Source organism: Antribacter gilvus (assembly GCF_003946865.1).
Lineage (GTDB): Bacteria > Actinomycetota > Actinomycetes > Actinomycetales > Cellulomonadaceae > Antribacter > Antribacter gilvus.
This window is the reverse complement of sequence record NZ_QXTH01000018.1, coordinates 33,964-58,137: the sequence shown is the minus strand read 5'-3', so window position 1 is coordinate 58,137 and position 24,174 is coordinate 33,964. Positions and strand designations below refer to the sequence as shown.

Here is a 24,174-nt window from a genome sequence, read left to right as displayed (position 1 = left end):
TGCCTGGCTCAAGCACTACAACCTGGAACGACCCCACCTCGGCATCGGCGGCCTCACGCCTATCGCCCGCGTCAACAACCTCTCGGGTCAGTACAGCTAGCACGCCGCTCGGGAACGTCGCTCCGGCCTCCGGCAAGGACCCTTGTGCGTCTGGCATTGTCACTCCTGGTTTACAGCGTCTACTCACAGTGACAACGCCAGTGCACCAACAGTCGAGCCGAGGGCTCAATCCCTGGAGAGGGACAGAACAGGTGACCTTGCTCGAGACGATGAAGCAGCTCGAAGCGGCAGACGAGCTTGCGCTTTCCGATGCAGCACGGGATTTCGTGGAGGTCGTCACCTTTGCGCCGTCGGAGGAAATCCTGACGGCATTGCGCCAGAGCCTGGCCGACGACTGGATGTCTCTGCCCGTCTGGGCACGAAACCTTGCGTACCGGCTCGCGTGCTTGCAAGATCCGGACAACGCGGAGCTCTTGCGCGAGGCCGCGACCGACCTTGTGTGCTTCGGACCCGATTGGGACACCGAAGCAGAGTCGATGAGGGCTCGGGCCGAGCGCCTTCCGCCTACCGGCCGCTCGTCGTGAACCTGTCCTTCATCCGCAGGAACGGTTCCTCCACGAACCGGTAGGACAACGCCGGGATCACCACGGTGAGCACGAGCACCACCGGCAGCGCCGGGACCTGCTGCGGCAGGGCGAAGCCGACCAGCGCGGCGATCGGCGGGTTCCAGAGGTAGATGCCGTACGACCGTTTCCCCACCCAGGTGAAGGGAGCGGTGGACAGGAGGCGGGCGGCGGCGCCGTCGGGCCGCTGGACCACGAGCACGACGAGCGTGGCCGCGGCGAGCGCCACGAGGGTGGAGCCGCCGTAGCGGTAGAGGGGCGCGGTGAGGTCCGCGGGGGTGACGGCGAAGGCGAGGAGCGCCGCGGCGGCGACCACGCCGTGCCAGGCCCGCACGGGAAGCGTTCCGCGGGCCAGCACCACGGCGAGGAGGGAGCCGATGAGGAGCTGCTCGGCGCGGGTGTCGGCGGCGTAGTAGATCCGCTCGAGGTCCCAGCCGGCGAGCGCCGCACCGAGCCGGTACGCGACGGCGGCGACGGTGATGCCCGCGACGATGGCGAGCCGGTGCCGGCGGGCCCGCGCCACGAGGACCACCACGGCGGGCCACACCACGTAGAAGTACTCCTCCACGGAGAGCGACCACGCGTGCAGCATCGACCCGAGGGGGTAGCCCGCGGCGGCCAGCGGCGACGACGTGTATGTCACGGCGGCGAGGGCGGCGATGACGCTCTCGCGCCGGTCGGCGCCGTCGAGCAGGAGCAGGTAGGCGGTGATGAGCAGGCCCGCGAGCAGGAGCAGCGCAGGGAACAGCCGCAGCGCCCGGCGCACGTAGAAGTTCCGGAACGACACCCCGCCGCGCAGGTCGGTCTCGCGCAGCAGGATGCCGGTGATGAGATACCCGCTGAGCACGAAGAACACGTCGACGCCGATGTAGCCGCCGGGGACCCAGGTGACGACGTCGTGGAAGAGGACGACGGCCGCGATCGCGACGGCGCGCAGGCCGTCCAGCGCGGGCCGGTATCCACCGGAGGGCTGCATGAGGGTCATCCTGTCAGGGTCGCGGCTGGCCGATGGCGGTGCCGCGAGCGTCCGCCGCCCCGGGCCCGAAGCGGTAGTTGTCCTGCCAGCGGGCCCAGCCCGGGCCGGTCGCCACGTACGTGTCGCCCCAGCCGGTGCCGGTGAGGCGGTTGTTCAGGGCCACCATGCCGCTGTACGGGTAGGTCATCTCGTGCAGCACGAGCTGCCAGCCCTCGCCCTCGAGCAGGTTTCCCTCGATGTGCACGTTGTCGATGCGCCCGGCGTACGTCTGGATGAAGAAGGCGCCGGTGGCGTTGCCGGAGTCGCAGTCGAACCTGTTGTTCCGCACCACGAGCGACCGGTCCGAGCGGGAGGCGGCGGAGAAGTCGCGGATGGTGAAGGCGTCGGAGTGGTTGCCGCTCCCGGCGGCGTCGCCCCAGGCGACATGGCCCGTGACGTAGTTCCGCTCCACGCGCATGTCGTGCTTTTCTCCCGCGTTCATGACGGCGATGCCGCTGCCGAACCCGTGCACGTAGTTCCCCACGAGGTCCGCCACGCCCATGAACGCGACCACCATCGCGGCGGACTCCGTGTCCAGGAGCGAGCCGTCGATGTCGCTGTCCCGGATGACGACGCGCTCCGGCGCGATGCCGCCGGTGATGTTGCTCTTCGTCGTGATCACCGGGTTGCCCGCCGAAACCTCGCCGGGCCGCACGCAGCTGCGCTCGATGGTGATGCCGCCCGCCGACAGGTCGATGGCCTCGGTGATGCGCATGCCCGAGATCACCGTCCCGCGCGGCACCTGCCAGCTCCCCGTGTACACGGGGAGGGCGTCGCACGAGAGGCCATGCGGCCGCAGCCCCACCGTGCTCGCGTCCACGGTCCAGCCCGGCCCGGACGTGCTCGGCGGCACCACGGGTCCCGCCGGGGCGGGCTGCCGCGGCACGACGGCGGCGGGCGCCCCGGCGTCGGCCCCCGCACCTCCCCCGGCCCCCGCACCCTCGGACGACGCCGTCGGCGACGGGCTCGGAGAGGCCGACGCCGACGCCGATCCGGACGGGGACGACGAGGCCGACGTGCTGCCCGACGGCTGGGCCCCGAACGGCAGCGGGCCGTCCAGACCGGGCCGCCCGGGCGTCTGCGCGCCGCTGGCGAGCAACGGCACGAGCAGGCCCGCGCAGAGCAGGGCGATCAGGGTGGTGACGACCCGTCGGGCGGCGCCGGGACCCAGGCGGGTCAGGCGGCTGTGACGAGGTTCTGCGTTCATGGACCGATCCTTCGGCGGGAGGCGTCCTCGCCCGGAGCCTCGCACGGGCCTCCCGGTGCGACAACCGTTCGTTGTGGTTTCACCCTGCTTGCCCGACCTCGCCCCTCTCCTCCAGCTTTTCGCCCGCGACCAGGTGCGATTTCGCCCGCGGGAGCCCGTCCGGGCCGTCGGCGCTCGCCTAGATTGGCGGGCGTGACCCACCTCCCCACCGTGCCCGGGCGTGCCTGATGTGCGGCATCGCCGGCGTCCGCGACCTGACCGGCGGCGTCGTCCCGGAGACCGCGCTCACCGCCATGGCGGGGCTGCTGTCACACCGCGGCCCGGACGAGTCGTCGCACTGGTCGGAGCCGGGGACGGGGTTCGCCCACACGCGACTCTCGATCATCGACCTCTCCGCCTCGCACCAGCCGATGCACTCGGCCGACGGGCAGTGGGTGCTCGTCTTCAACGGCGAGATCTTCAACTACCGCGACCTGCGGGCCACGCTCGACTACCCGTTCCGGACCGACGGCGACACCGAGGTGCTCCTCGCGGGCCTCGCCCTGCGGGGGGTCGGGTTCGTCGAGGAGCTGCGCGGGCAGTTCGCGTTCGCAGCGCTCCACCGCCCGTCGGGGACCCTGCACCTGGTGCGTGACCGCCTCGGCGTGCTCCCGCTCTACTACCGGCACGACGGCGACCGGCTGGTCTTCGCGTCCGAGGTCAAGGCCGTCAACGCGGTGGCCGACAGCACGCCCGCGGTGGACCCCCTGAGCCTCGACGCGTACTTCGCGGGCCGCTCGGTCCCGGCGCCCCGGTCCCTGTTCGCGGGCGTGCACAAGCTGCCCGCGGCCCACCGCGCGGAGCTCGCCGCGGACGGCACCGTGACCGTGCGCCGCTACTGGTCGGCACCCCCGGTGGACGCGACCCGGCGGTGGTCGGACGCCGAGGTCGTCGACGCCGTGGACGAGGCCGTGCGCGACGCCGTCGCGGCCGCCCTGGTCGCCGACGTCCCCGTGGGCTCGTACCTCAGCGGCGGCGTGGACTCGAGCCTCATCGTAGCCGTGATGAAGCAGCTGCGGGGCGACTCCACCGTGGAGACGTTCGCCGCCGGGTTCGGCGACCCCCGGCACGACGAGCTGGGCTGGGCACGGCGCGTCAGCGAGCACGTCGGGACGCGCCACCACGAGGTGGACGTGCGCGCCGCCGACTTCGAGGAGCTGTGGCCCCGGCTCACGTGGCACCGCGACGCGCCCGTGTCCGAGCCCGCGGACATGGCGGTGTTCCGCCTCGCCGAGACGGCCCGCAAGCACGTGTCGGTGGTGCTCTCCGGCGAGGGCGGCGACGAGCTGTTCGCCGGTTACCCCAAGTACCGGGTCGCGCCCTGGCTGGACGCGTCCCGCGCGGTGCCGGCGCCCCTGCGGGGTTCCGTGGCCCGGCTCACCGAGTCCCGCCTCCCGGCCCGGCTCGGCCGCGCCCGCATCGCACTGCGCGCCGTCGCCGCCCCGACCGAGCGCGACCAGCTGCAGAGCTGGTTCGCGCCGTTCACCGCCGACGAGCGTCAGGTCCTGCTGGGGGGCACGCCCGCCCCGGACCGCCTCCGCGAGGTTCCGGTCGGGGCGGACGCCGTGGACCGCATGCTCCGCTACGACCTCGAGAGCTGGCTCCCCGACAACCTCCTCGAGCGGGGCGACCGCATGAGCATGGCCTCGTCGCTCGAGCTGCGCCCACCGCTCCTCGACCACCGCCTCGTCGAGCTCGCGTTCCGCCTGCCGTCGTCGGTGAAGGTGCGTGGAGGCGTCACGAAGTGGGCGCTCAAGGAGGTGGCGCGACGCTACCTGCCCACCGAGGTTGTGGACCGCAAGAAGGTGGGCTTCCGCGTCCCGCTCGACGCGTGGTTCCGGTCCGGGCTGCGCGACTCCCTGTGGGGACGGCTCACCGACCCCAGCTCGTTCGTGGGCGCCACGCTCGACCGCGCCCTGGTGCGCGACCTGCTCGAACGCCACGACAGCGGCCGCTTCAACGAGGAGAGCCGCATCTGGACGCTCCTGTCGCTGGAGATCTGGCACGAGACCTGCATCCGGGACGCCCGGGTCGCAAACGTCCGGAGCTGACCCCCGTGCCTCGCCTCTCCCGCTTCAAGAAGCCGCCGCGCCTCCTCGCCCAGCTCGCCGTCCAGCGCGTCGCGAACGCGCTCGACATCGGCGAGCTGGACGTCCCGATCCTCTTCGAGGACCTCGCCGACTCCCACGCTCTGGCGCGGCGCCGGGCCGCCCTGAGCGACGCCGCCGCGGGGGCCGACGGCGGCGCGGCTCGCCCGGGCCCGGCGCCTCGCGGCGGGCGTTCGGCCGACGGCGGCCCGCCCCGGGTCGCGTGGCTGGCCATCCCGCCCGCGGCGGGCTCGGGCGGCCACACGACGCTGTTCCGCATAATGCGCGCCGCCCAGGAGGCGGGGCTGCGCAACACGCTCCTCTTCTACAACCGGTTCCACAGCCCGGTCGAGGAGTACGCGGAGATCGTCCGGACCGGCTGGCCCTGGCTGGACTGCGAGATCGCGGAGGTGGGCCCGGTCGTCGAGGGCTTCGACGCGTGCGTCGCCTCCTCCTGGTCGACGGCGCACGTGCTCGCCGGCCGAGCGACACCCGGCACCCGGCTGCTCTACTTCGTGCAGGACTATGAGCCGTACTTCTTCCCGCGGGGCGACATCTACGAGTTCGCCGCCGACACCTACCGGTTCGGCTTCCGGAACATCGCCCTGGGCCCCATGGTCCAGGAGGCGCTCGCCCGCGAGCTGGACGTGCCGAGCGACGTGGTGCCGTTCGGCGGCGACACGTCGGACTACGGGCTCGTGGAGCCTGTGCGCCCGCGGCGCGGTGTGGTCTTCTACGCCAAGCCGGGGAACGACCGGCGCGGCTTCCGCCTGGCGGTCCTCGCGCTGCGGCAGTTCCACGAGAGACACCCCGACCAGCCGATCCACGCCTACGGCGACCACGTGAGCGGGCTGGGCTTCCCCGTCGTGGACCACGGGCGCCTGACGCCGGAGAACCTGGCCGCGCTGTACCGGTCCGCCGCCGCGGGGCTGAGCCTGTCGTTCACCAACATCTCGCTCGTGCCCGAGGAGATGCTCGCGTGCGGCACCACCCCCGTGCTCAACGACACCGGGTTCGCCCGCGCGGTGCTGGACAACCCGCACGTGGCGTGGGCGCGGCCGACGCCGTCGGCCCTCGCGGCAGCGCTCTCCGACGCCGTGGAGCGGCACACGCCGGAGGTGGCGCGAGCGGCTGCGCGTAGCGTGCGGGCGCGCTCCTGGACGGAGACCGAGCAGGCGGTCGTGCGGATCCTGGCGGACGAGCTGGGGTGCGAGGTGAGGGACGGCCGCGTGGCGGCCTCCGGCTGACGCCGGGCATGCCTCTGAGGCAGGGCCGCTGAGAGCAGCGTCGTCGCTGGCGATGTCACTATCGGTGACGATGTCTACGCAGAGTGACAACGTCAGCACACCTCATGTTGCTCCCGGGCCTCACTCGCGGCGGCTGCATCCCCGGCTCAGTTGGTTCTCACCCGAGCATCGACAGCTCGTCGCCGTTGGAGTTCCACATCCGCGCCCGACCGCTGCCCTCGCCGATCGTGATCGTGTGGGGTTGATGGTCGATCGTGCCGATGAGGTCCCCCGTGACGTCCTCCCACTCGAACTCGAAGTGATCGCCAGGTTGCAGCACGTACTCCATGCCCGACGGTTCGAGGACGACCGTCACTGGACTCGGCCCGCCAGCGCTCACCTGAAACCGCATTGATCTCCCTATCCCCGGCCCGCGCCCGTCCGGAGGAACCACCGGACGCGCGGCACCGCCCACCAGCCCACCAGCACCCCGTACACCCCGGCCGCGACCCCGAACGACGCCCCGAGCGCGGCCACGTCGTGCTGGACGAACCCGCCCACGACGTGCCCGCTGAACCCGGCAACGACAGCCCCTAGCGCCGGGCACCACAGCGCGGACACGAGCGACAGCCCAGACGCTCCGGCCCTCGCCACCGCGACCCCGTAGAGCGGCAGAACCACGACGAGACTCACGGCAAGGTGCGCGTAGGCCGCGCCCATCAGCCCCAGTCCGGACACCCCCGCGATCAGCGACGCGACGAGCCCCACGAACCACACCACCTGCACCACGAGCACGCTCGCGGACCGGCCGTGCGCGTACAGGTACGCGGCGAAGAGGTCGAAGACCACGCGCAGCCCGCCCAGGGCGAGGAGCGGGACCAGCACGGGAGCCGCAGCGTCCCAGGCGTGCCCGTACACGACCGCCACGAGCGGGTCGGCCCCGGCGCCGATCATGCACGCACCGAGCGCGGCCACGGCCCACACCGGCCCCACCACGGAGGCGGGAGCCCGCTTGTCGGCCAGGACCTCGGGCCGCGAGAACAGCGGTAGCGCCACGCCCCGCACGGCCTGACCGAGGAAGCTCATCGGCCACGACGACACGTTCGACGCCAGCACGTAGTAGCCCAGCGCCGTCGGCCCGGCGAGGCGGCCCAGGATCAGCTTGTCCACACCCAGCACCGCCCACGACAGGATGTTCGCCCCCGCCACCGGCACGCCGAACCGGATCACCGACCGCACCAGCGAGCGGTCCAGGCCGAACGACGGCCGCACCCGCGCCCGCACGAACTGCAGCACCGTCGACACGAGCTGCGCGGCAACCCGCCCCACAGCGAGCGACAGCACGCCCCAGCCGAGCAGCACCAGCCCGATCGTCACGACGGTGCTCACCGCGAAGTCGGCGATGCCGATGACGAACAGGCTCCGCTGGTCGAACTCGCGCTGCAACCGCGCGTACGGGACCACGCCCACGCCAGCCAACAGGATCGTGATCGCCAGCACCGCGATCGCGGGGGCGGCGTCCGGAGCCCCGAGCGCGCCGGCGAGCGGCAGGGCGGTGGCCGCCGTCGCCACGGCGAGGACCAGGCTCACCACGGCAGACACCGTCGCCACCGTGGGCGCCCGGCGCTCCGGCTCCTTGCTGCGGATCAGGTCTGTGCTGAGCCCCAGGTCCGCGACCGCGACGAGCACCGTCTGGATGGTCAGCGCCACGGCGTAGACGCCGAACTGCTCGGGCGTCAGCAGCCGCGCGATGACCACGCCGACAGCGAGGCCACCGATCTTGAGCAGCACCGTCGACACCGCGCTCCACGCCAGGCCACCGCGCACACGCCGCGCGAGCGACGGCCCGGACGCGCTGTCGACCGAGTCCTCGACCGGGTCCTCCACCGCGGTCATCGGGTCCTCCCCGCCACGCCGGGCGTCACGTGGCGCAGGAGCCCGGCGTGCCGGGCGACCATCTCGCCGGCCGACAGCACCGCGAGCAACCCGGGATCCGGCTCCACCGGGGGCCTCCCGGGGAGCGCGGCGAGCGCAGCGGCCAGCTCGGCCTCGTTGTCCTGCCGCCGACGACGGCGCGACTCCCGCACCGCCCAGTCCGTCAGGGGCGCGTCACCGGTTGGTGGTCGTACCACCGTCACCCGGCCGGGAGCGAGGGCAGCAAGCTCGACGGCCCCGCCGACGTCGGACAGCACGACCGGCAGGCCGGCCACCACCGCCTCCGTCGCGGCCACGGACCAGCCTTCGAAGAACGAGCCGAGCACGAAGGCGTCGGCGGCGGCGAGGAGCGTCGCGGAGTCGGAGGGGCCCAGCAGGTGGACCCGGCTCTCGGCGCCCGAGGCGACCCGTTCGGCGTCGGCCCAACGGTGCTCGAGGACGTCCGCGACGCCGCCAGCGACGACAAGCCGGAGCCGTGGCTCCGCCAGCAGAGCGCGGGCGAACGCCCGCACCAGCCCGGGCACGTTCTTCTGGGCGTCGTAGCGGGCGAGGCTCACGACCACGACGTCGTCCGCCTCGACGGGGACCACCCCGCCGAGTGCCGCACGGGCCTCCGCCCGGCCGGGCCCGGCGGCGAGGTGGCCCACCCCGTTGGGGATCACGACGACCTCGTCATGGGACCCGCCGGTGTGCCGCGAGTGGTGCAGGGCGACGGCGTCGCTCACCGCCACGACCGAGTCCGCCCGGGCGCACGCGGACGACACGGCAGCCCACTCGTCCGCTCCGCGGTGGATCTCCAGGTTGTGCGCCACCCAGACTGCCGGGCCGCCCCAGGCAGCGACACCCTGGGCTGCCGAGGCGTCGTGCACCTGGACCACGTCGGGGGCCAGGCCGGTGAGCACGCCCGCCAGGTCGGAGGGCGTCGACCGGATCACCGTCACGCCCGCCGCCCGGAGCCGGTCGGCCGTGCGGCCCTCGCCCGTGCCGACCACCACCGCGCGGACCCCCTCCCCCGGGAGCCCGAGCGCCAGGGTCGCGACCACGGCCTCCACCCCGCCGACATCAAGCCCGCCCGCCACCAGCACGCACGTCACTCCCGTCGCCCCGGCGCCCGTCGCTGTGGGTACACGTATGGTCGCCGATTCGGCCTGCGAGGCGACCACCTGCGTACCCACAGCACGAGGGGCGGGGGGGGACGGGGCGGCGGCGGGTGCGGCCAGCACCGGCAGCTCCGTCCGGCCCAGCAGCCTGCCCGCCAGCGTGCGCGCGTGGCCGTACCGCAGGCGGGGCGGGAGCAGGTCGGACGCGGCCGACGCCGTCCGCAGCACCCGGGCGCGAAGGGCAGCCCCGCGCCGGGCCGGGCGCGACATCCCGGCCTCGCGCCAGGCCGGGCGCGACGCCCCGGACGAAGGCACTGCCTCGGCGGAGGGGCCCGCAGCCCCGCTCATGCGGTGCCCCTGCCCGCGGCCTTGCGGGCGACCCGGCCGGCCTCCTGGGCGAGGTCGGCCGCCCACTCGCGCGCCGTGTACAGCCGCGGGGACTCCTCGTAGAGGGCAGCCAGGCGCTCGGCCATGGCGGGCAGCCCGAACCGGCCGAGGGCGAACTCGCGCCCGAACGCGCCGAGCTCGATCCGTCGCGCCGGGTCGCCCAGGAGCGGGCGGACGGCGTCGACAAGCGTGGCGACCGGGTCGGGCACGGGGTCCGGGCTCCAGTAGCTGTTGCGGGCCAGGCCCTCCGCGGTCGCGGGCTCGAAGAGGCACGACCAGCCCGCCTCGCCCTGCACCACGAGCGGCGTGCCGAACGCGAGGGCCCGCGCCGCGGAGCCGCCCATGCCGAGCACCATGTCGGAGGCGTCGTACGCGGGGCGGGGGTCCGCCGTCGGGCCGAGCAGGCGGACTGCCTCGCGGCCCAGGGCTGCATTGACCTTGGCCGCGCGCTCGCGCAGGCGAGCCTCGGCGTCGCCGGTCCCGACCACGGCGAGGGTGACGCCGTCGCCCAGGTGCCGCACCGCGTCGATCGCGATCTCCACGGGCAGGGCCTTCATGTCGGTGTCGAGCCGGCTGACGATGCCGAGCAGCACCTCGCCGTCGGCGAGGCCGAGCTCGCGCCGGAACGCGGCGCCATCGGCACCGCTGCCGCCGTCGGCCCCGCCGGGACGGTCGGCGTCGGTGTCGACGGGCGGGCTGATCAGCACCGTGCGGCCGGGCCGGTCCACCGCCTCGTCGAGGAGGTAGCCGGTGCCCACCACGAGCGGCACGTGCCGGAACACGACGGGTGCCACCTGCATCTCGTAGACGGTGTGCACCCACGGCCGTCGGCCGCCGAGCGCGGGGCCCCAGAACACGGGACGGTCGCCACCCCAGGAGCCGTAGACGTGAACCAGGTCGGCGCGCACACGGTCGGCGACCTCCGCGAGCTGCCGCGCGTGGGCGCGGAGGCCGGGGGCCGGGTCGTACGGCTCGATCGTCACACCGCGGGCGGCGGCGACGTCGAGCAGGGAGGGACCGTCGGGCCGCGAGCCCCGCGGACCCACCAGGTGCGACTCGACGCCGTGCGCACGCAGCGCAGCGGCCAGGTCGACGGCGTTGATCTGCGTGCCGCCGAGCTCGAGACTGTTGAGGCGCACCAGCACGCGCCGGTCAGGGCTCACCGGCCGACCGCCTCCGGCGCCCCGAGCACCGCGCCCGCCAGCACCTCTACCACCCGCTCCTGCTGGGCAGCCGTGAGGTGCGGGAACATCGGCAGCGACAGGAGCCGCGACGCCGCCGCCTCCGCGACGGGGAACGCGCCGACGCCCAGGCCGAGGGAGGCGTAGGCCTCGGTGAGGTGCAGGGGCGTCGGGTAGTGGATCGCCGCGCCCACGCCCGCCGCCGCCAGCTCGCCGAGCACCCGCTCGCGCTCCTCGACGCGCACCACGTACAGGTGCCACACGTCCGTGCTGCCCGGCCGGGTGGCAGGGACCCGCACGCCGGGAACGTCCGCGAGGAGGGCCGTGTACCGCTCGGCGGCCGCGCGGCGGGCTGCGTTCCAGCCCTCGAGCCGGCGCAGCTTGGCCCGCAGCACCACGGCCTGCACGGCGTCAAGCCGGGAGTTGAACCCGACCCGGTCGTGCACGTACTTCACGGAGCTGCCGTGGGCGGAGACGTTCCGCACGAACGCGGCCACATCGGCGTCGTCGGTGGTCACGGCCCCCGCGTCCCCGGCCGCGCCGAGGTTCTTGCCCGGGTAGAAGCTCGTGGCCGCGACGCGGCCCATCGCCCCGGAGCGCCCGCGGGCCGACGACGCCCCCTGCGACTGCGCGGCGTCCTCCACGATCACGAGGCCGTGCCGCGCCGCGACCGGCTCGAGGGCCTCGACCGGCGCGACCTGCCCGTACAGGTGCACCGGCACGATCGCTCGGGTGCGCGGCGTCACGGCGGCCCCGACGGCGGCGGGGTCGATGAGGAGGTGCTCGTCGTCGACGTCGACCAGCACGGGCACGGCGCCGATCCGCGACACGGCCTCGGCCGTGGCGATGAACGTGTTCACGGGCAGGATCACGTCGTCGCCCGGGCCCACGCCCACGGCGCGGAGCGCGAGCTCCACCGCGTCGGTGCCGTTGGCGACGCCCACGCAGTGACCCACGCCGGTGTACGCGGCGTACTCCTCCTCGAACGCGGCCACCTCCCGGCCGCCGACGAACGCGGCGGAGGCGAGGATGTCCTGCCACGCGGGCAGCACCTCGCCGGCGATCTCGGCCGACTGCGCGGCGAGGTCGAGGAACGGAACCTTCACGGGTGCTCTCCCAGCTGTCGTGCGGGCACTCCGGCCCACGTCTGTCCGTCCGGGACGTCCGTCAGCACGACGGCGCCCATGCCCACGGTGGCTCCCGCGCCGACGATCACGCCGGGCCGGACCGAGGCGTTCATCCCCAGGTAGGCGCCTCGTCGGACGCGCACGCCCCCGCCGAGCGACACGCCCGCGGCGAAGGTCACGAAGTCCTCCACGACGCAGTCGTGCGTCACGGTCACGCCCGGCATCACCACGACGTGCTGCCCCAGCACCGCGTCCGCGGTGACGGTCACCCCAGCGAGCAGGATCGAGCCCGCGCCGACGGGGCACCCCGCCGGGTTGCGCACCGACGGGTCCACCACCGTGGCGAACCGGCCGTCACCGACCCCCGCGGCCGCGAGCCGCTCCCGTACCGCCGCCCGGCCCCGGCCGGGACCGATGCAGAGCAGCAGACCGGCGCCGGGGTACTCCCCCGCGTCGTCGGTCCCGCCGAGCACCCGAACCCCGCCGACCTGCGACGGGAGGTCGGCGTGCCGGTCGTCCAGGATCCCGGCGACGGGTCGTCCGGCCTCCCGCAGCACCGCCAGCACCTCGCGGGCGAGCCCACTCGCGCCGACGAGCAGGACCGGCGCGCTGTCCGCTCCCCCGGTCATGTCACGCCCCGCGGACCACCGCGACGACCCGGCCGAGCTCCTCGTCGGTCATCTGGTGGAACAGCGGCAGGATCAGGGTGCTGTCGGTCAGGTGCTCGGTCACCGGCAGGGGCACCGTCCCCGTGTCCCGTCCGGCGTAGGCGGGCTGCCGGTGGGCCGCCATGATGCCGCGCCGCGCCGACACCCCCGCCTCCGCGAGGGCCAGCAGCAGACCCTCGCGGTCGAGCGGGTGCTCCGGCAGCACCTCGAGCCACAGCGACTGGAAGTTGCTCGTGCCCCAGTCCGGGTCGGCGACCAGCCGCACGCCCGCCACGTCCGACAGCGCCGCGCGGTAGGCGGCGGCCAGCGTCCGTCGTCGGGCGACGACCTCGGGGAGGCGACCCAGCTGGACCAGGCCGACCGCGGCCTGGAGGTCCGTCATGCGGAAGTTGAAGCCGATCTCGCCGTACTCCTCGGGCGGGGCCACCAGCGCCGTGTGCCGCTCGGCGGCGGAGACGCTCATCGCGTGCTCGCGGAGGCGGCGCGCCCGCGCCGCCCACTCCGGCCGGCTCGTGGTGAGCATCCCGCCCTCGCCCGTGGTGAGGATCTTGCGCGGGTGGAACGACCAGGCGGAGAGCTCCGCGCCCGCCCCGACCGGCCGCCCACGGTACGTGGAGCCCGCGCCGCAGGCGGCGTCCTCGATCACGACGATCCCGAGCGGGTCGCACAGCGCCCGCACCGGGTCGAGGTCCACGGGCACACCACCCTGGTCGACGACGATCACCGCCCGCGTGGCAGGTGTGAGCGCGGCCGCGACCGTCTCGGCGGTGACGTTCCCCGTCACCGGGTCCACGTCGGCGAACACCGGCCGTGCCCCCACGTAGGTGGGCGCGTTCGCCGTGGCGACGAAGGAGAAGGAGGGCACGACGACGTCGTCCCCCGCGCCTACGCCCGCCACGACCAGCGCGAGGTGCAGCGCGGTGGTGCAGTTCGACGTCGCCACGGCCTCGCCGGCCTGCATCGTCTCGGCGAAGGCCGCCTCGAACGCGGCCACCCGCGGCCCCTGCGCCACCCAGCCCGACTCGATGACCTCCGTGACGGCGGCGACCTCCTCGGCCCCCAGCCACGGCTTCATCACGTTGACGCGGGCCGGCGCGGTCGCGGTCACGCGGCGCCCCCGGGCGCGCCCGCCGTGGCGGGCACCGGCGCCGCGGCCACGGGCGCCCCGGCCACCGGCGTGCGGCCCGACGCGATCTCCTCGCGCAGGGGCCGCCACCACTCGACGAGCAGCCGGAGACCCTCGTCGATGCCGATCGTCGCCTCGAACCCGAGGTCCTCGCGGGCCGCGGTGGTGTCGGCGAGCCGCCGCACCACCCCGTTCACCGCACGCTCCGGCCCGTGCTCGACCGGAAGGTCGGAGCCCATGACCCGCAGGAGCGCCTCGGCCAGCTCGAGCAGGCTCGTCTCGGTGCCGCTCGCGATGTTGTAGACGCCCTCGACCACGCTGCTGCTCGCGGCGAGCACGTTCGCCCGGGCGATGTCGGGCGTGCAGACGAAGTCCATCGTCTGCCGGCCGTCACCGAAGATCAGGGGCGGGCGGCCGTCGGCGATGCGCTCCATCCAGCGCACCAGCACCTCGGTGTAGAGGCCGTGCACGTCCATGCGCGGGCCGTACACGTTGAAGTAGCGCAGGGCCACGTAGTCGAGGCCCTGCATCGCGCGGAAGGACCGCACCATGCCCTCGTTGAACGACTTCGCCGCGCCGTAGAACGTGTCGTTGTCGTGGTGGTGGTGCCGCTCGGGCGTGGGGAACTCCTCCGCCAGGCCGTACACGGACGCGCTCGACGCCAGCACCAGCTTGTCGATGTGCTGCTCCGCGGCGGCCTCCAGCACGTTGAACGTGCCGTCCACGAGGACCTCCAGCGCGAGCCGCGGCTCCTCGGCGCACTGCGTGATCCGGATGGCGGCCTGGTGGAACACCAGGTCCTTGCCGCGGGTCAGGTCGTGGACGAGGTCGCGGTCCCGGACGTCACCCTCGACGAGGGTCGCCCGCCCGTCGGCGAGCGCGTCGTCGAGGTTGGCGCGGCGGCCGCGCACGAGGTTGTCGAGCACGTCGACGTGGGCGGCGCCCGCGTCGAGGAGCTGGTCCACGAGGGTCGAGCCGATCGTCCCGGCGCCTCCGGTGACGAGGATGTTCGCGCCCTGCAGGGTGGTCATGCGGAAATCTCCAGCTCTCGTTCGAGGTAGGGGGTGACTGCTGTGCCGCCCGCGGCGAGGCTCGACGACGCGGCCTCGAGGACTCCGAGCACCCGCCGACCGGCGCGGCCGTCGGTCAGCGGCGCGCGCGCCTCGCCGATCGCGTCGGCCAGCTCGGTGACCATCTGGCCGAGCGCCTCCCGCTCGGGCAGCGCCGGGGACCACGTGTCGCCCAGGCGGTACGAGACGGTCGCCGCCCGGCGCTCCTCGCCGTCGGCCACGATCTGCTCGTAGTCGACGCCGCGGTCGTAGACGCTGAGGCGCTGCTGCGGGTTGAGGTCGTCCCAGACGAGCGTGCGCTTCGACCCGCCGATGGTGATGCGGCGGATCTTGGTGGGGCTCAGCCAGTTGACGTGCACGTTCACGACCGCGCCGCTCTCCAGCGGCATGAACAGGTAGCCGACGCACGCCTTGCCCGTGCCGAGCGGGTCGCCGCCGTGCGCCGCGACCGACACGGGCCGCAGCCCGCCGGGCAGCACGAAGTCCACGATCGACAGGTCGTGCGGGGCGAGGTCCCAGAACACGTCCACGTCGGGCTGGATCAGCCCGAGGTTGATGCGCACCGAGTCGATGTAGAGCAGGTCGCCCAGCTCGCCCGCCTCGACCAGCTCGCGGATCTTCCGCACGGCGGGCGTGTAGCAGAAGGTGTGGTCCGTCATGAGGACGAGACCGCGGGCCTCGGCCTCCGCGACCATCTCGTCCGCGAGGGCGGCGCTGTCGGCGATCGGCTTCTCGACCACGACGTGCTTGCCGGCCCGCAGCGCCGCCATCGTGATGGCGTGGTGGGACCGGGCCGGGGTGGCGATCGCGACGGCGTCCACGTCGTCCCGCGCCAGCAGCTCGTCGAGCGACGTCTCCACGTCGGCCCCGCCGCTCGCCCGTGCGACGCGTGCCGCACGCCCCGCGTCCAGGTCGCACACTGCCGCGAGCTCCCACCGGTCGGACGTGGCGAAGTTGCGAGCGAGGTTCGGCCCCCAGTAGCCGGCGCCCACCACGGCGGCACGCAGGACGTTCGGCTCGGACATGTTGGCATCCTTCGGGCTCGGGTCGGGTGGCCCGCTCACCGCACGTGGGGTCCGGACCGCGATCAACATAGTCGCGGGCACAGGCCCGAAAGCCGCCCAGCAACCCAGTTCACCCGTCACTGCCGGGTGAAGTCCCCCGGGGGCATTTCACCTGGCGAGGGGCCCTCCGGCACCCCCGGGAACACCTAGCCTGGCGATCATGCGCACGCCTGTCCTCGCCCTGGTCGCGACCCTCGTCCTGACGACGTCGGCCTGCACCGCCTCGCCCGACGCCGGTCCCGGCACCCCGGGCGCGGACGGCACCTCCGGCACGGCCTCGCCCGGGCCCGTGCCGACCGTGACGGGCCGTAGCGGTGGGCAGACCGGCGGCGAGGGCTCGGAGTCGCTGCCGACGCAGGCAGCCACCGAAGGGCCCCTCGGGGACCTCGCTGCGGCAGCGCCCGTGGCCGGGCGGCGTTCGGCGGCCCCTGCCTCCGGAGCAGCCGAGGGGCTCGCGCCCGGCTTCCCCGCCGACGTGGTGACCGTCCCGGACGGGCTGTCCGTCGTGACCAGCTCGTTGTCCGTCGAGGGCGCCCGCTACCAGGTCACGCTGGACGGCCGGGCCGACGGCGGCTGCGGCCCCCTCCTCGTTTCGTACCGCACGTGGTTCACCGGCGGCGGGTTCGTCGAGTCCACCACCGACGTGGCCCCGGGGTCCACCACGGCAACCTTCGTGCGCGACGACGGGTCGGTGGTGGTCGACGCCGAGGAGCAGGACGGCGCCTGCCGGGTCACGCTCTTCGGCAGCCTGACGGCAGGCTGAGCCGACTCCCCTCCCCGCCGAGACAGTGACCTCGTCCGGCCCCTACGGGGCCGTCGGGGCGAAGAGCACGTCCACCCAGTAGCTGTGGTTCACCGTCGAGCCGGGGAAGCCCGTCCCGTACACGTACGCCCCGCCGGGGACGAGCGTGCTGAGCGGCCCCTGGACCCGCGGTGCGGCCAGCGCGTCGACCGTCACGGCGTAGTGCCCCGCGGGCGCCCGGTAGGACGCCACCAGGTCGGTCCCGGCGGTGACCGTCACAGGCTGGTCGAAGAAGAGCGTCTGCCACCCCGTCGCGGTCTCGTCCGCGAAGGTGCCGCTCGCGAGCAGGTCACCGGACGCCGACCACAGGTACCCGGTGTGGGTTCCCGTGTTCTGCGCCCCCTTGTAGAACCTGATGCCGTGCACGGTCCCCGCGGCACTCACGTGCACGCGCGTCCCCACCTGGACCGGGTCCGGGTCGGACCAGCTCGCGACCGCCGGAGCGTCCGCGTCGGACCAGAGGGTCACGGTGCCTGCAGGGAAGGTCACGCGGGAGGTGAACATCCACGACCCCACGGAGGCTCCGGCCACATCGACCCTCGCCGCGATCAGCGCGCCGCCGGGCAGGCCGGCGGCGGGCGTGAAGGTGACCGTCCGGGTCGCGGCGTCGAAGCTGCTCGCTCCTGGGATGACCCCGCCCGGGCCGGAGAGGCGCAGCACCGGCTCCTCGCCGACCGGCGAGTACGTGAGGCGAGCGCTGACGGTCGTCGCGGGGTCGACCCCGGTGGTACCCCCGGCGGGCGTGGTGGTGACCAGGCCCAGCGAACCGCTGGTGAACACCGGGTCCACCCAGTAGCCGGCGTCGTTCCAGGAGTACTGCGGGTAGCCGCCGCCGTAGGTGTAGACCCCCGCCGCCCGGGGCGTGCTCAGCGGCCCGATGGTCCGTGGCTGCGCGAAGTGGCCCGCGCCCGCCGCGTAGCGACCGTGCGGCGCCCGGTAGGACACCGTGTAGGTGGTACCGGCGACGACGGGGTACGGCACCGGGAAGGGAACGGTCTGCCAACCCTCGGTGGTCGCCGCGGGCGCCGTGGTGGTCGCGAGGACGGCCCCGGTGGCGGACCACAGCGTGACCGTGTGCGGGCCGTCGTTCCCCGCGCCGCGGTAGAACCGCACCGCGGACACCACGCCGGAGTGGTCGGTCGTGAACCGGGTGCCCAGCTCGATGGCTGCCGCGTCGTCGCTGGACGTGATGGGCGGTACCGCCCCGCCGAAGATCGTGCAGGGGCACGTCCCGGCGGCGGGTTGCGTCGTGAACGCCCAGCTCAGCGGTCCGACGGCGGTGCCGTCGTCGGCCGTCTGCGCGCTGAACGCCACCGTGAGGGCGCTGCCGTGCGGCAGGTCCGCCGCTGGGTCGAGCGTGACGGTCGTGCCGTCCGCGGACACCGCGACCGTCCCGGGGACCGTGACCCCGGCGCCGTCAGTCAGCGTGAGCGAGGCGCCCGGGGCCACCGGTTCGGAGACCGTGACGGAGACCGGCGTGCCGACCGCCACCTCGACCGCGCCCGCCGCCGGCGTCCGGCCGGTGACGGCCGGGCCTGGCGGCGTGGGGTCGTACACGACGTCCACGAGGTAGCTGGTGCTGGTCGGCGCCGTCGGGCGGCCAGCACCGTAGGTGTAGACGCCTGCCGAGGCCGGCGTGCTGAGGCTGCCCACCGTGAGCGGCGACGTGAACGCGCCCGCCGTCACGGAGTACCGGCCCGCCGGTGCGCGGTAGCCCACCGTGTACTGGACGCCCGCCTGGACCTGCGCGGGCACGGCGAACGGCACGTCCTGCCAGCCCTTGGTCACCGTCTGCGTCACCTGGCCCTGGGCGAGCACCTGGCCGTCCGGGCCCCAGAGGTACGCGGTGTACGGGCCGGAGCCTGTCGGGCCCTTGTAGAGCTGGGCCCCGGTCACGGTGCCCGCCTCGGCCGGCGTGAACCGGACCCCGAGGGTGACCGCGTCCGGGTCGGGGACGTCGACGAGGGCCGGGACCACTCCGTCGTCGTACAGCCCGCACGGGCAGGCGGTGGAGGCCGGGCGGACCGTACGGAAGGACCACGTACCGCCGCTCGAGACGCCGAGCCCGTCCAGGGACGTGGCGGTCACCGTCGCCGTGTGCCCGGCGAAGCCGGCGAGCGGCCCGGCGGGCGTGAAGGTGACGGTCCGTGTGACGGCGTCGTAGGCCGTGCTGCCCGCCACCGCGTTGCCCGCCTCGTCCGCAAGGGCCAGGGCGACCGACGCGGGGTCGACCGGCTTCGACAGCCGGACGCGCACCGTCGAGCCGAGCGGCACGCTCACGGAACCGCCGAGCGGCTCGGCGGCGAAGGCCGCGAGCGGCGAGTCGTCGCTGGCCGTGAACAGGGGGTCCACGTAGTAGGCCGCATTACCGAAGGAGCCGGTCGGGAACGTACCCGGCAGTCCGAACAGGCCCGCGGGCTGGGCGCCGAAGCCGCCGTCGACCAGGAGCGGGGCCGCGTCACGCCCGCGGGCGACGAACGCGCCCTCGTCGATGGCGTACCGGCCCACGGGCGCCGTGTAGGAGACGACGTACGGCTCCCCCGCGGCGACCGGCACGGGCTGGTTGAACGGGACGGTCTGCCAGCCGGTCGTGGTCTCGGCGGTGAACGTGGCCTGGGCGAGGACCTGCCCACTCCTGTCCCAGAGAGTGCCGCGGTGCGTGCCGGTGTTCCCCGGGCCCTTGTAGAAACGGACCCCGGCGACGAAGCCCGTGCTCATCGGGGTGAACCGCAGGCCCAGCTCGACCGGGGCCGCGTCGTCGGCGGCCGGGACGGGAGGAACCTCGTCGCCGAAGACCGTGCAGGGGCAGGCCACGTCGACGGCGCGGGACACGGCGCTGCCGATGTTCGCGCTGTCGTCCACGGCCCGGGCACGCAGCTCCACGGAACCCGACCCGGACACGCGCGCCGTGTACGACCACGTCTCGCGGCCCTGGGCCGGGTGCCAGGTGGAGCCGGCGTCGAGCGACACCTCGACCCCCGCGACCCGGCCGCCGACGTCGGACGCGGTGCCCGAGACGGTCACGAGCGAGCCGTTCGCCAGGTCGGCCCCGGCGGCGGGCGAGGTGATCTGCGCCGTCGGCCCGGCCGTGTCGGACGACTTCGGGGTGGCGACGATGCCCGCGGGCGTCGCGGGCTGGGCGTCCATGTCCGCGAGGACGTTGGCCGTGGCCTGCCGCATGCGCGGGTCGGCGGGGGCGCCGAGACCGTCGTGCTCCGCGTCGAGGCCCCAGGTCCACTGGACGGACCCGGCCGAGAAGACGAGCGCGCCGCTCGCCGCGCGGTACTGGGTCACGTGGTGCGTGGTGGTGCCGGGCAGCACCACGTTGCCGAAGTCCTGGAGGTACTCCGGGACCGCGCCGACGGTGGTGGAGAGCCGGATCAGGCCCGCCGGGCGGTGCCCGTTGTCGAGGTCCTCGTTGGACTCGTAGCCGACGGTGTGGGGCGCGAGCTGCACGGAGCTCCCGGCGGGTAGCGACGCCAGGCTCGTGTTGCGCCACAGGCGCAGCCTGCCCTCCGCGGCCGAGACCGTCACCGGCAGGTCGGAGAAGTTGACCATGTAGAGGGTGCCGATGAGGGCGTTCTCGGGCTTGCCACCGCCGTTGGCCGGGGAGGCGTAGCGCGGGTCGCGCCACGTGCCGGTCCACTCGGGCGACGAGGTGTCGAGCTTCTTGTGGGACCACGTCTCCTTGTACGAGACCATCGTCCGGTACGGGGTCGAGGCACCGGCGGTCGACGGCGCCCAGCGGGTGCGCCAGTACACCTCGTTGCCGCTGAGGAACATCAGGTTCACGCCCGCGTCGCGCGCCGCCTCCACGTTCGCGCGCTGCTGCCCCGACCAGTACTCGTCGTGGCCTACGGAGAGGAAGACGTCGTGGTTGAGCAGCAGGCTGCCGTACCGGTCGGTGTCGACGCCTGCCTGGTAGGTGACGTCGTACCCGTTCTGCTCGAGGAACCGCACCATCGCGTACTCGGCGCTGAAGTAGAAGTCGCGGCCCCGCTCGTGCGCGCGCGTGGCGAACGGCCGGTTGTAGCTGAGCTCGTAGGCCCGGCCGACCGCCCCGCCCTGGTAGAAGCTCGAGCCGCCGTAGGTGTTGTAGGCGTGCCACGTCGTGTCCGACGTCTGGAAGATGATGTCCGAGTGGCTGTCGTCGTCACGCACCACGAAGGTGATGTGGCTGGCACCCCCCGTGTCGGTCCGGGTCAGCAGCGCGACGTAGACGCCCGAGACCGCGTTGGCCGGGACCGCCCAGGAGGCCGAGACCCGCCAGCTCCCGCAGTCGTAGAGGCCGGTCTCGAGGTTCGACTCGCACTCCGGCTGCACCTGCGGCAGGGGGACCGACGGCGTCACCGCCGTGATCCGGCGCGCGCCGAGGCCCTGGTACCAGCCGGTCCGGTAGATCTCGATCGTGTACGCCCTGGCGTCCGTGTCGATCTTGAAGCCGACGGTGCTGCCCGCGTCGACGCTGATGTCCGTGGCGAAGCCCTGGATGTCCGGGTCGCCCGCGCCCGCGATGTCCCACTCGCTCGCCGGGTCTCCCGGCTTGGAGTTCTCGCAGACGACGGGGTTGGAGCCCGGGCCGCAGGGGTCGGTCGCCGCGGCTGCGGGGGCGACGACGGCGCCTCCGCCCAGCGTGGCGACGAGGCCGACCGCGGCCAGCATGCCGATCAGGGTGGTTCGCACGCCCGCACTGTATGCCCGTGAAATACCGTCACCGGGCGGTTCGTACTCCATTCACCCGTTTATGCCGGGTGAACCGCGACGCGCCCGGTCACACCGTCGAACGCGCCGACGTACACCTCGGCCTGACGCTTCCAGGAGAGCTCGTCCTCGATCCGGGACCGGCCGATCAGACCCATCGCCCGGGCCCGCTCCGGGTCGTCGAGGATCTCGAGGATCGCGTCGCCGAGGTCCTTGGGGTCGTCGCCCGCGACGTAGCGCGCGGCGTCGCCCGCGCTGCGGCGGGTCTCGGTGAGGTCGGTGGCCACGACGGGCAGCTCGTGCGCCATGTACTCGAGCGTCTTGTTCATCGTGGAGCGGTCGTTGAACTCGCTCGGCGGGTCGGGCGTGACGCCGAGGTCGGCGGAGGACAGCCACCGGCCGATGGCGTTGTGGTCCACCTTCCCGGTGAACTGCACCCATCGGTCGAGGCCACGCTCGGTGCACTCCCGGCGCAGGCTCTCGAGGGAGTCGCCGAACCCGAGGAGCGCGAAGCGCACGTCCGTGCGGCCGCGGGCGTGGATCACGTGGTCGGCCGCCGCGAGGAGCCGGTCCACGCCGTCCTGCGGGCCCATGATGCCGACGTAGCAGACAAGGTGCTTCGCGTCGCCGCGCAGCTCCGGCAGGGACTCGCGGCGGCGCATCAGCTCCGCGTCGGGCGTGCTCATCACGACGACGCTCCGGTCGGCGGGCACCTTGCCCCGCGCCTGGGCAATCTCCTGGTACGAGGTGTTCGTCGAGATGACGCGGTCGGCGGTCCGGTACGTGGCCCCCTCGAGCAGACGCAGCACCCGGTGGAGGAAGCCCGTGCGGCCGAACCGTGCCTCGTAGACCTCGGGGCAGAGGTCGTGCTGGTCGTAGACGAACCGCACCCCGAACAGCACGCGCCACAGCAGCGCCAGCGCCCAGTAGGTGTCCGGCGGGTTGCACGCCTGGATCACGCGGAAGGGCGCGTCCCGGTGCACGCGCACGGACAGCCTGGCCGTCTGCAGCCAGCAGACGAGGAACTCCCGCACGTAGCCGGCCACGCCGACCGACTCGGGCGGGGCCGGGTAGGAGTAGACGGTCGTGTCGTCGATCATGAAGCGGTCCTGCTCGTCGCGGATCTCCTGGGGGCAGATCACGCTGACCCGGTACCCGGCGTCGGTCAGGGCGCGGCACTCGGTCCGGACGCGGCGGTCGATCCGGAAGGGCAGGTTCTGGATGACGACAAGCACGTGCGGCTGCGACGAAGCAGGGGTGGCCATGCTTGAAGTATCGAAGCGGGACCTGTCCTGCTTCCCCCCTCAGGAGGGGTGAAAGCCGGACTTCACCCGTTTGCCACTTTTCACCCCTACCGGGGCTTTTTCACCCTTTGGCCGGGTGGAACTTCCCCTGCGCCGCAAGCAGGCCTTCGGTGACCAGCATCTCGGCCGCGTCAGCCGCGTCGTCGAGCAGGATCGGCAGGTCCTTCCGCTCGGTCGCGGAGAAGTCCTTGAGCACGTAGTCGGCGGTGTCCATGCGCCCGGGCGGACGCCCCACACCTACCCGGACCCGGAGGTAGTCCCTGGTGCCGAGCGCCTTCGAGATGTCGCGCAACCCGTTGTGACCGCCCTCGCCGCCGCCCGTCTTGAGCTTGATGGTGTCGAACGGGATGTCCACCTCGTCGTGCACCACGACCAGGTGGTCCAGGTCCACGCCGTAGTACTTCAGGAGGCTGCTGACGGGGCCGCCGGAGGTGTTCATGTACGTCGTCGGCTTGGCCAGCACCACCCGAGGTCCCGGTGCCCCGCCCGGCAGCATGCCCAGGCGACCCTCGGCGACGACGGCCTGTGCCCGGGGGTGGCGGGCGAACCGCCCGCCCGTGCGGGCTGCCAGCAGGTCGAGCACCATCTGACCCACGTTGTGCCGGTTGCCGGCGTACTGCGGCCCGGGGTTGCCGAGCCCGACCACGAGCCAGGGCTGGTCGCTCACGTCATCTCCTCGTCAGGGGTACGGGGCCGCAGAGTGTCAGAAGCTCCCCGGGAAACGTACCGGGGAGCTTCTGGCAGGTGCTGCTACGCGGAGGCTCAGTCCTCGAGCGCCGCAGCCGACTGCGCGGACTGCACGGCGGCCTGCGCGGCGTCCGCGGCCTCGTCGGCGGCGTTGCCGCGCGGCTCGGCGATCGCGACGACGAGGTGGTCGCCGTCCGTGAGCAGCGTGGCGCCGGCGGGGAGCTTCACCTGGGCGGCGCTGATGTGCGTACCGGCCTCGAGGCCCGTGATGTCGACGTCCACAGACTCCGGCAGGTTCGTGGCCTCGGCCTCGACCGACAGCGTCTGCGTCTCGATCAGGTGGATGGTGCCCGGGGCCGACTCGCCGACCACGTTCACCTGGATGTCGACGGTGACCTTCTCGCCCTTGCGGACGACGAGGAGGTCGATGTGCTCGATGACGTTGCGCACCGGGTCACGCTGCACGTCCTTGGCGATGGCCAGCTGGCCCTTGCCGTCGAGCTCGATGGAGAAGAGGGCGTTGCTGTGGCGCAGGGCGAGCGACGTCTCGTGGCCCGGGAGGGCGACGTGAACGGGCTCGGTGCCGTGGCCGTAGAGCACCGCGGGAATCTTGGAGTCACGACGGATGCGACGGGCGGCGCCCTTGCCGAACTCGGTACGGGTCTCGGCGACGAGCTTGATCTCGGACACGATGAATCACTCCTGGGAGGCAAATGGCTGTGGAAGCGGGGCGGCTGCGTCGGCGTGGGACGCGTGACGGACGCGAGGCAGCGCGTACGGGATCCGGCCCGAAGGTCCGGGACATCCACCGACGGCCGCCCAGTC

19 protein-coding genes are annotated in these 24,174 nt (G+C 73.6%); 4 read left to right on the top strand and 15 right to left on the bottom strand.

What is annotated here, in order from left to right:
* The first annotated feature begins 251 nt into the window (after nt 1-251).
* Nucleotides 252-584 (top strand): hypothetical protein, encoded by a 333-nt coding sequence (locus D1350_RS22260; protein ID WP_206074646.1) that lies wholly within the window; start codon nt 252-254, stop codon nt 582-584.
* Here the strand turns inward: D1350_RS22260 and D1350_RS22255 are convergent.
* Together D1350_RS22255 and D1350_RS22250 are read right to left on the bottom strand one after the other, a co-directional pair.
* On the bottom strand, nt 565-1,608 hold the full coding sequence (locus tag D1350_RS22255; RefSeq protein ID WP_125778248.1) for an acyltransferase family protein: 1,044 nt from the start codon (nt 1,606-1,608) through the stop codon (nt 565-567). The genes D1350_RS22260 and D1350_RS22255 overlap by 20 nt on opposite strands.
* Before the next feature lie 4 nt (nt 1,609-1,612).
* Entirely contained in the window at nt 1,613-2,845 is a 1,233-nt protein-coding gene (locus tag D1350_RS22250) for a hypothetical protein (RefSeq protein WP_125778247.1), read from the bottom strand.
* Between the two features lie 227 nt (nt 2,846-3,072).
* On the opposite strand from D1350_RS22250, the gene asnB reads away from it, so the two are divergent.
* Complete coding sequence (gene asnB, locus D1350_RS22245) at nt 3,073-4,935, top strand: asparagine synthase (glutamine-hydrolyzing) (RefSeq protein ID WP_125778246.1); 1,863 nt, start codon at nt 3,073-3,075, stop codon at nt 4,933-4,935.
* 5 nt (nt 4,936-4,940) lie between these two features.
* Nucleotides 4,941-6,218, top strand: coding sequence for a glycosyltransferase family 1 protein (locus D1350_RS22240; protein WP_125778245.1), 1,278 nt, complete (start codon nt 4,941-4,943; stop codon nt 6,216-6,218).
* Between the two features lie 157 nt (nt 6,219-6,375).
* Here the strand turns inward: D1350_RS22240 and D1350_RS22235 are convergent, their stop codons facing one another.
* The 9 genes from D1350_RS22235 to D1350_RS22195 are packed head-to-tail and all read right to left on the bottom strand — an operon-like array spanning nt 6,376 to nt 15,816.
* Nucleotides 6,376-6,597, bottom strand: a complete 222-nt coding sequence (locus D1350_RS22235; protein WP_125778244.1) for a hypothetical protein — start codon at nt 6,595-6,597, stop codon at nt 6,376-6,378.
* A gap of 20 nt (nt 6,598-6,617) precedes the next feature.
* Nucleotides 6,618-8,093, bottom strand: coding sequence for an oligosaccharide flippase family protein (locus tag D1350_RS22230; protein WP_125778243.1), 1,476 nt, complete (start codon nt 8,091-8,093; stop codon nt 6,618-6,620).
* Nucleotides 8,090-9,580: a glycosyltransferase gene (locus D1350_RS22225; protein ID WP_125778242.1), complete on the bottom strand. Its 1,491-nt coding sequence runs from the start codon at nt 9,578-9,580 to the stop codon at nt 8,090-8,092. Before D1350_RS22225 ends, D1350_RS22230 begins: the two co-directional genes overlap by 4 nt.
* Nucleotides 9,577-10,782 (bottom strand): glycosyltransferase family 4 protein, encoded by a 1,206-nt coding sequence (locus D1350_RS22220; protein ID WP_125778241.1) that lies wholly within the window; start codon nt 10,780-10,782, stop codon nt 9,577-9,579. Before D1350_RS22220 ends, D1350_RS22225 begins: the two co-directional genes overlap by 4 nt.
* Nucleotides 10,779-11,906 (bottom strand): DegT/DnrJ/EryC1/StrS family aminotransferase, encoded by a 1,128-nt coding sequence (locus tag D1350_RS22215; protein ID WP_125778240.1) that lies wholly within the window; start codon nt 11,904-11,906, stop codon nt 10,779-10,781. The genes D1350_RS22220 and D1350_RS22215 overlap by 4 nt, the downstream gene beginning before the upstream one ends.
* Entirely contained in the window at nt 11,903-12,556 is a 654-nt protein-coding gene (locus tag D1350_RS22210; RefSeq protein WP_125778239.1) for an acetyltransferase, read from the bottom strand. Before D1350_RS22210 ends, D1350_RS22215 begins: the two co-directional genes overlap by 4 nt.
* A 1-nt stretch (nt 12,557) precedes the next feature.
* Nucleotides 12,558-13,670, bottom strand: coding sequence for a DegT/DnrJ/EryC1/StrS family aminotransferase (locus tag D1350_RS22205; protein WP_125778251.1), 1,113 nt, complete (start codon nt 13,668-13,670; stop codon nt 12,558-12,560).
* A 29-nt stretch (nt 13,671-13,699) separates the two neighbouring features.
* The gene (locus tag D1350_RS22200; protein ID WP_125778238.1) at nt 13,700-14,752 is read right to left on the bottom strand and encodes an NAD-dependent epimerase/dehydratase family protein; all 1,053 of its coding nucleotides are present in this window, start codon (nt 14,750-14,752) and stop codon (nt 13,700-13,702) included.
* Nucleotides 14,749-15,816, bottom strand: coding sequence for a Gfo/Idh/MocA family protein (locus D1350_RS22195; protein ID WP_125778237.1), 1,068 nt, complete (start codon nt 15,814-15,816; stop codon nt 14,749-14,751). The genes D1350_RS22200 and D1350_RS22195 overlap by 4 nt, the downstream gene beginning before the upstream one ends.
* Before the next feature lie 199 nt (nt 15,817-16,015).
* Here D1350_RS22195 and D1350_RS22190 point away from each other — a divergent pair, with 199 nt between their 5' ends.
* Complete coding sequence (locus D1350_RS22190) at nt 16,016-16,618, top strand: hypothetical protein (protein ID WP_125778236.1); 603 nt, start codon at nt 16,016-16,018, stop codon at nt 16,616-16,618.
* Nucleotides 16,619-16,660: 42 nt separating this feature from the next.
* Here the strand turns inward: D1350_RS22190 and D1350_RS22185 are convergent, their stop codons facing one another.
* From D1350_RS22185 to D1350_RS22170, 4 genes are all read right to left on the bottom strand, one after another.
* Nucleotides 16,661-21,340 carry a DUF4082 domain-containing protein gene (locus D1350_RS22185; protein ID WP_164545281.1) on the bottom strand — a complete coding sequence of 1,560 codons (4,680 nt, stop codon included), beginning with the start codon at nt 21,338-21,340 and terminating at the stop codon, nt 16,661-16,663.
* Nucleotides 21,341-21,399: 59 nt separating this feature from the next.
* Nucleotides 21,400-22,623, bottom strand: coding sequence for a glycosyltransferase family 4 protein (locus D1350_RS22180; protein WP_125778234.1), 1,224 nt, complete (start codon nt 22,621-22,623; stop codon nt 21,400-21,402).
* Between the two features lie 100 nt (nt 22,624-22,723).
* Entirely contained in the window at nt 22,724-23,329 is a 606-nt protein-coding gene (pth, locus tag D1350_RS22175) for an aminoacyl-tRNA hydrolase (RefSeq protein WP_125778233.1), read from the bottom strand.
* Nucleotides 23,330-23,424: 95 nt separating this feature from the next.
* Nucleotides 23,425-24,039: a 50S ribosomal protein L25/general stress protein Ctc gene (locus D1350_RS22170; protein WP_125778232.1), complete on the bottom strand. Its 615-nt coding sequence runs from the start codon at nt 24,037-24,039 to the stop codon at nt 23,425-23,427.
* Nucleotides 24,040-24,174: the final 135 nt, after the last annotated feature.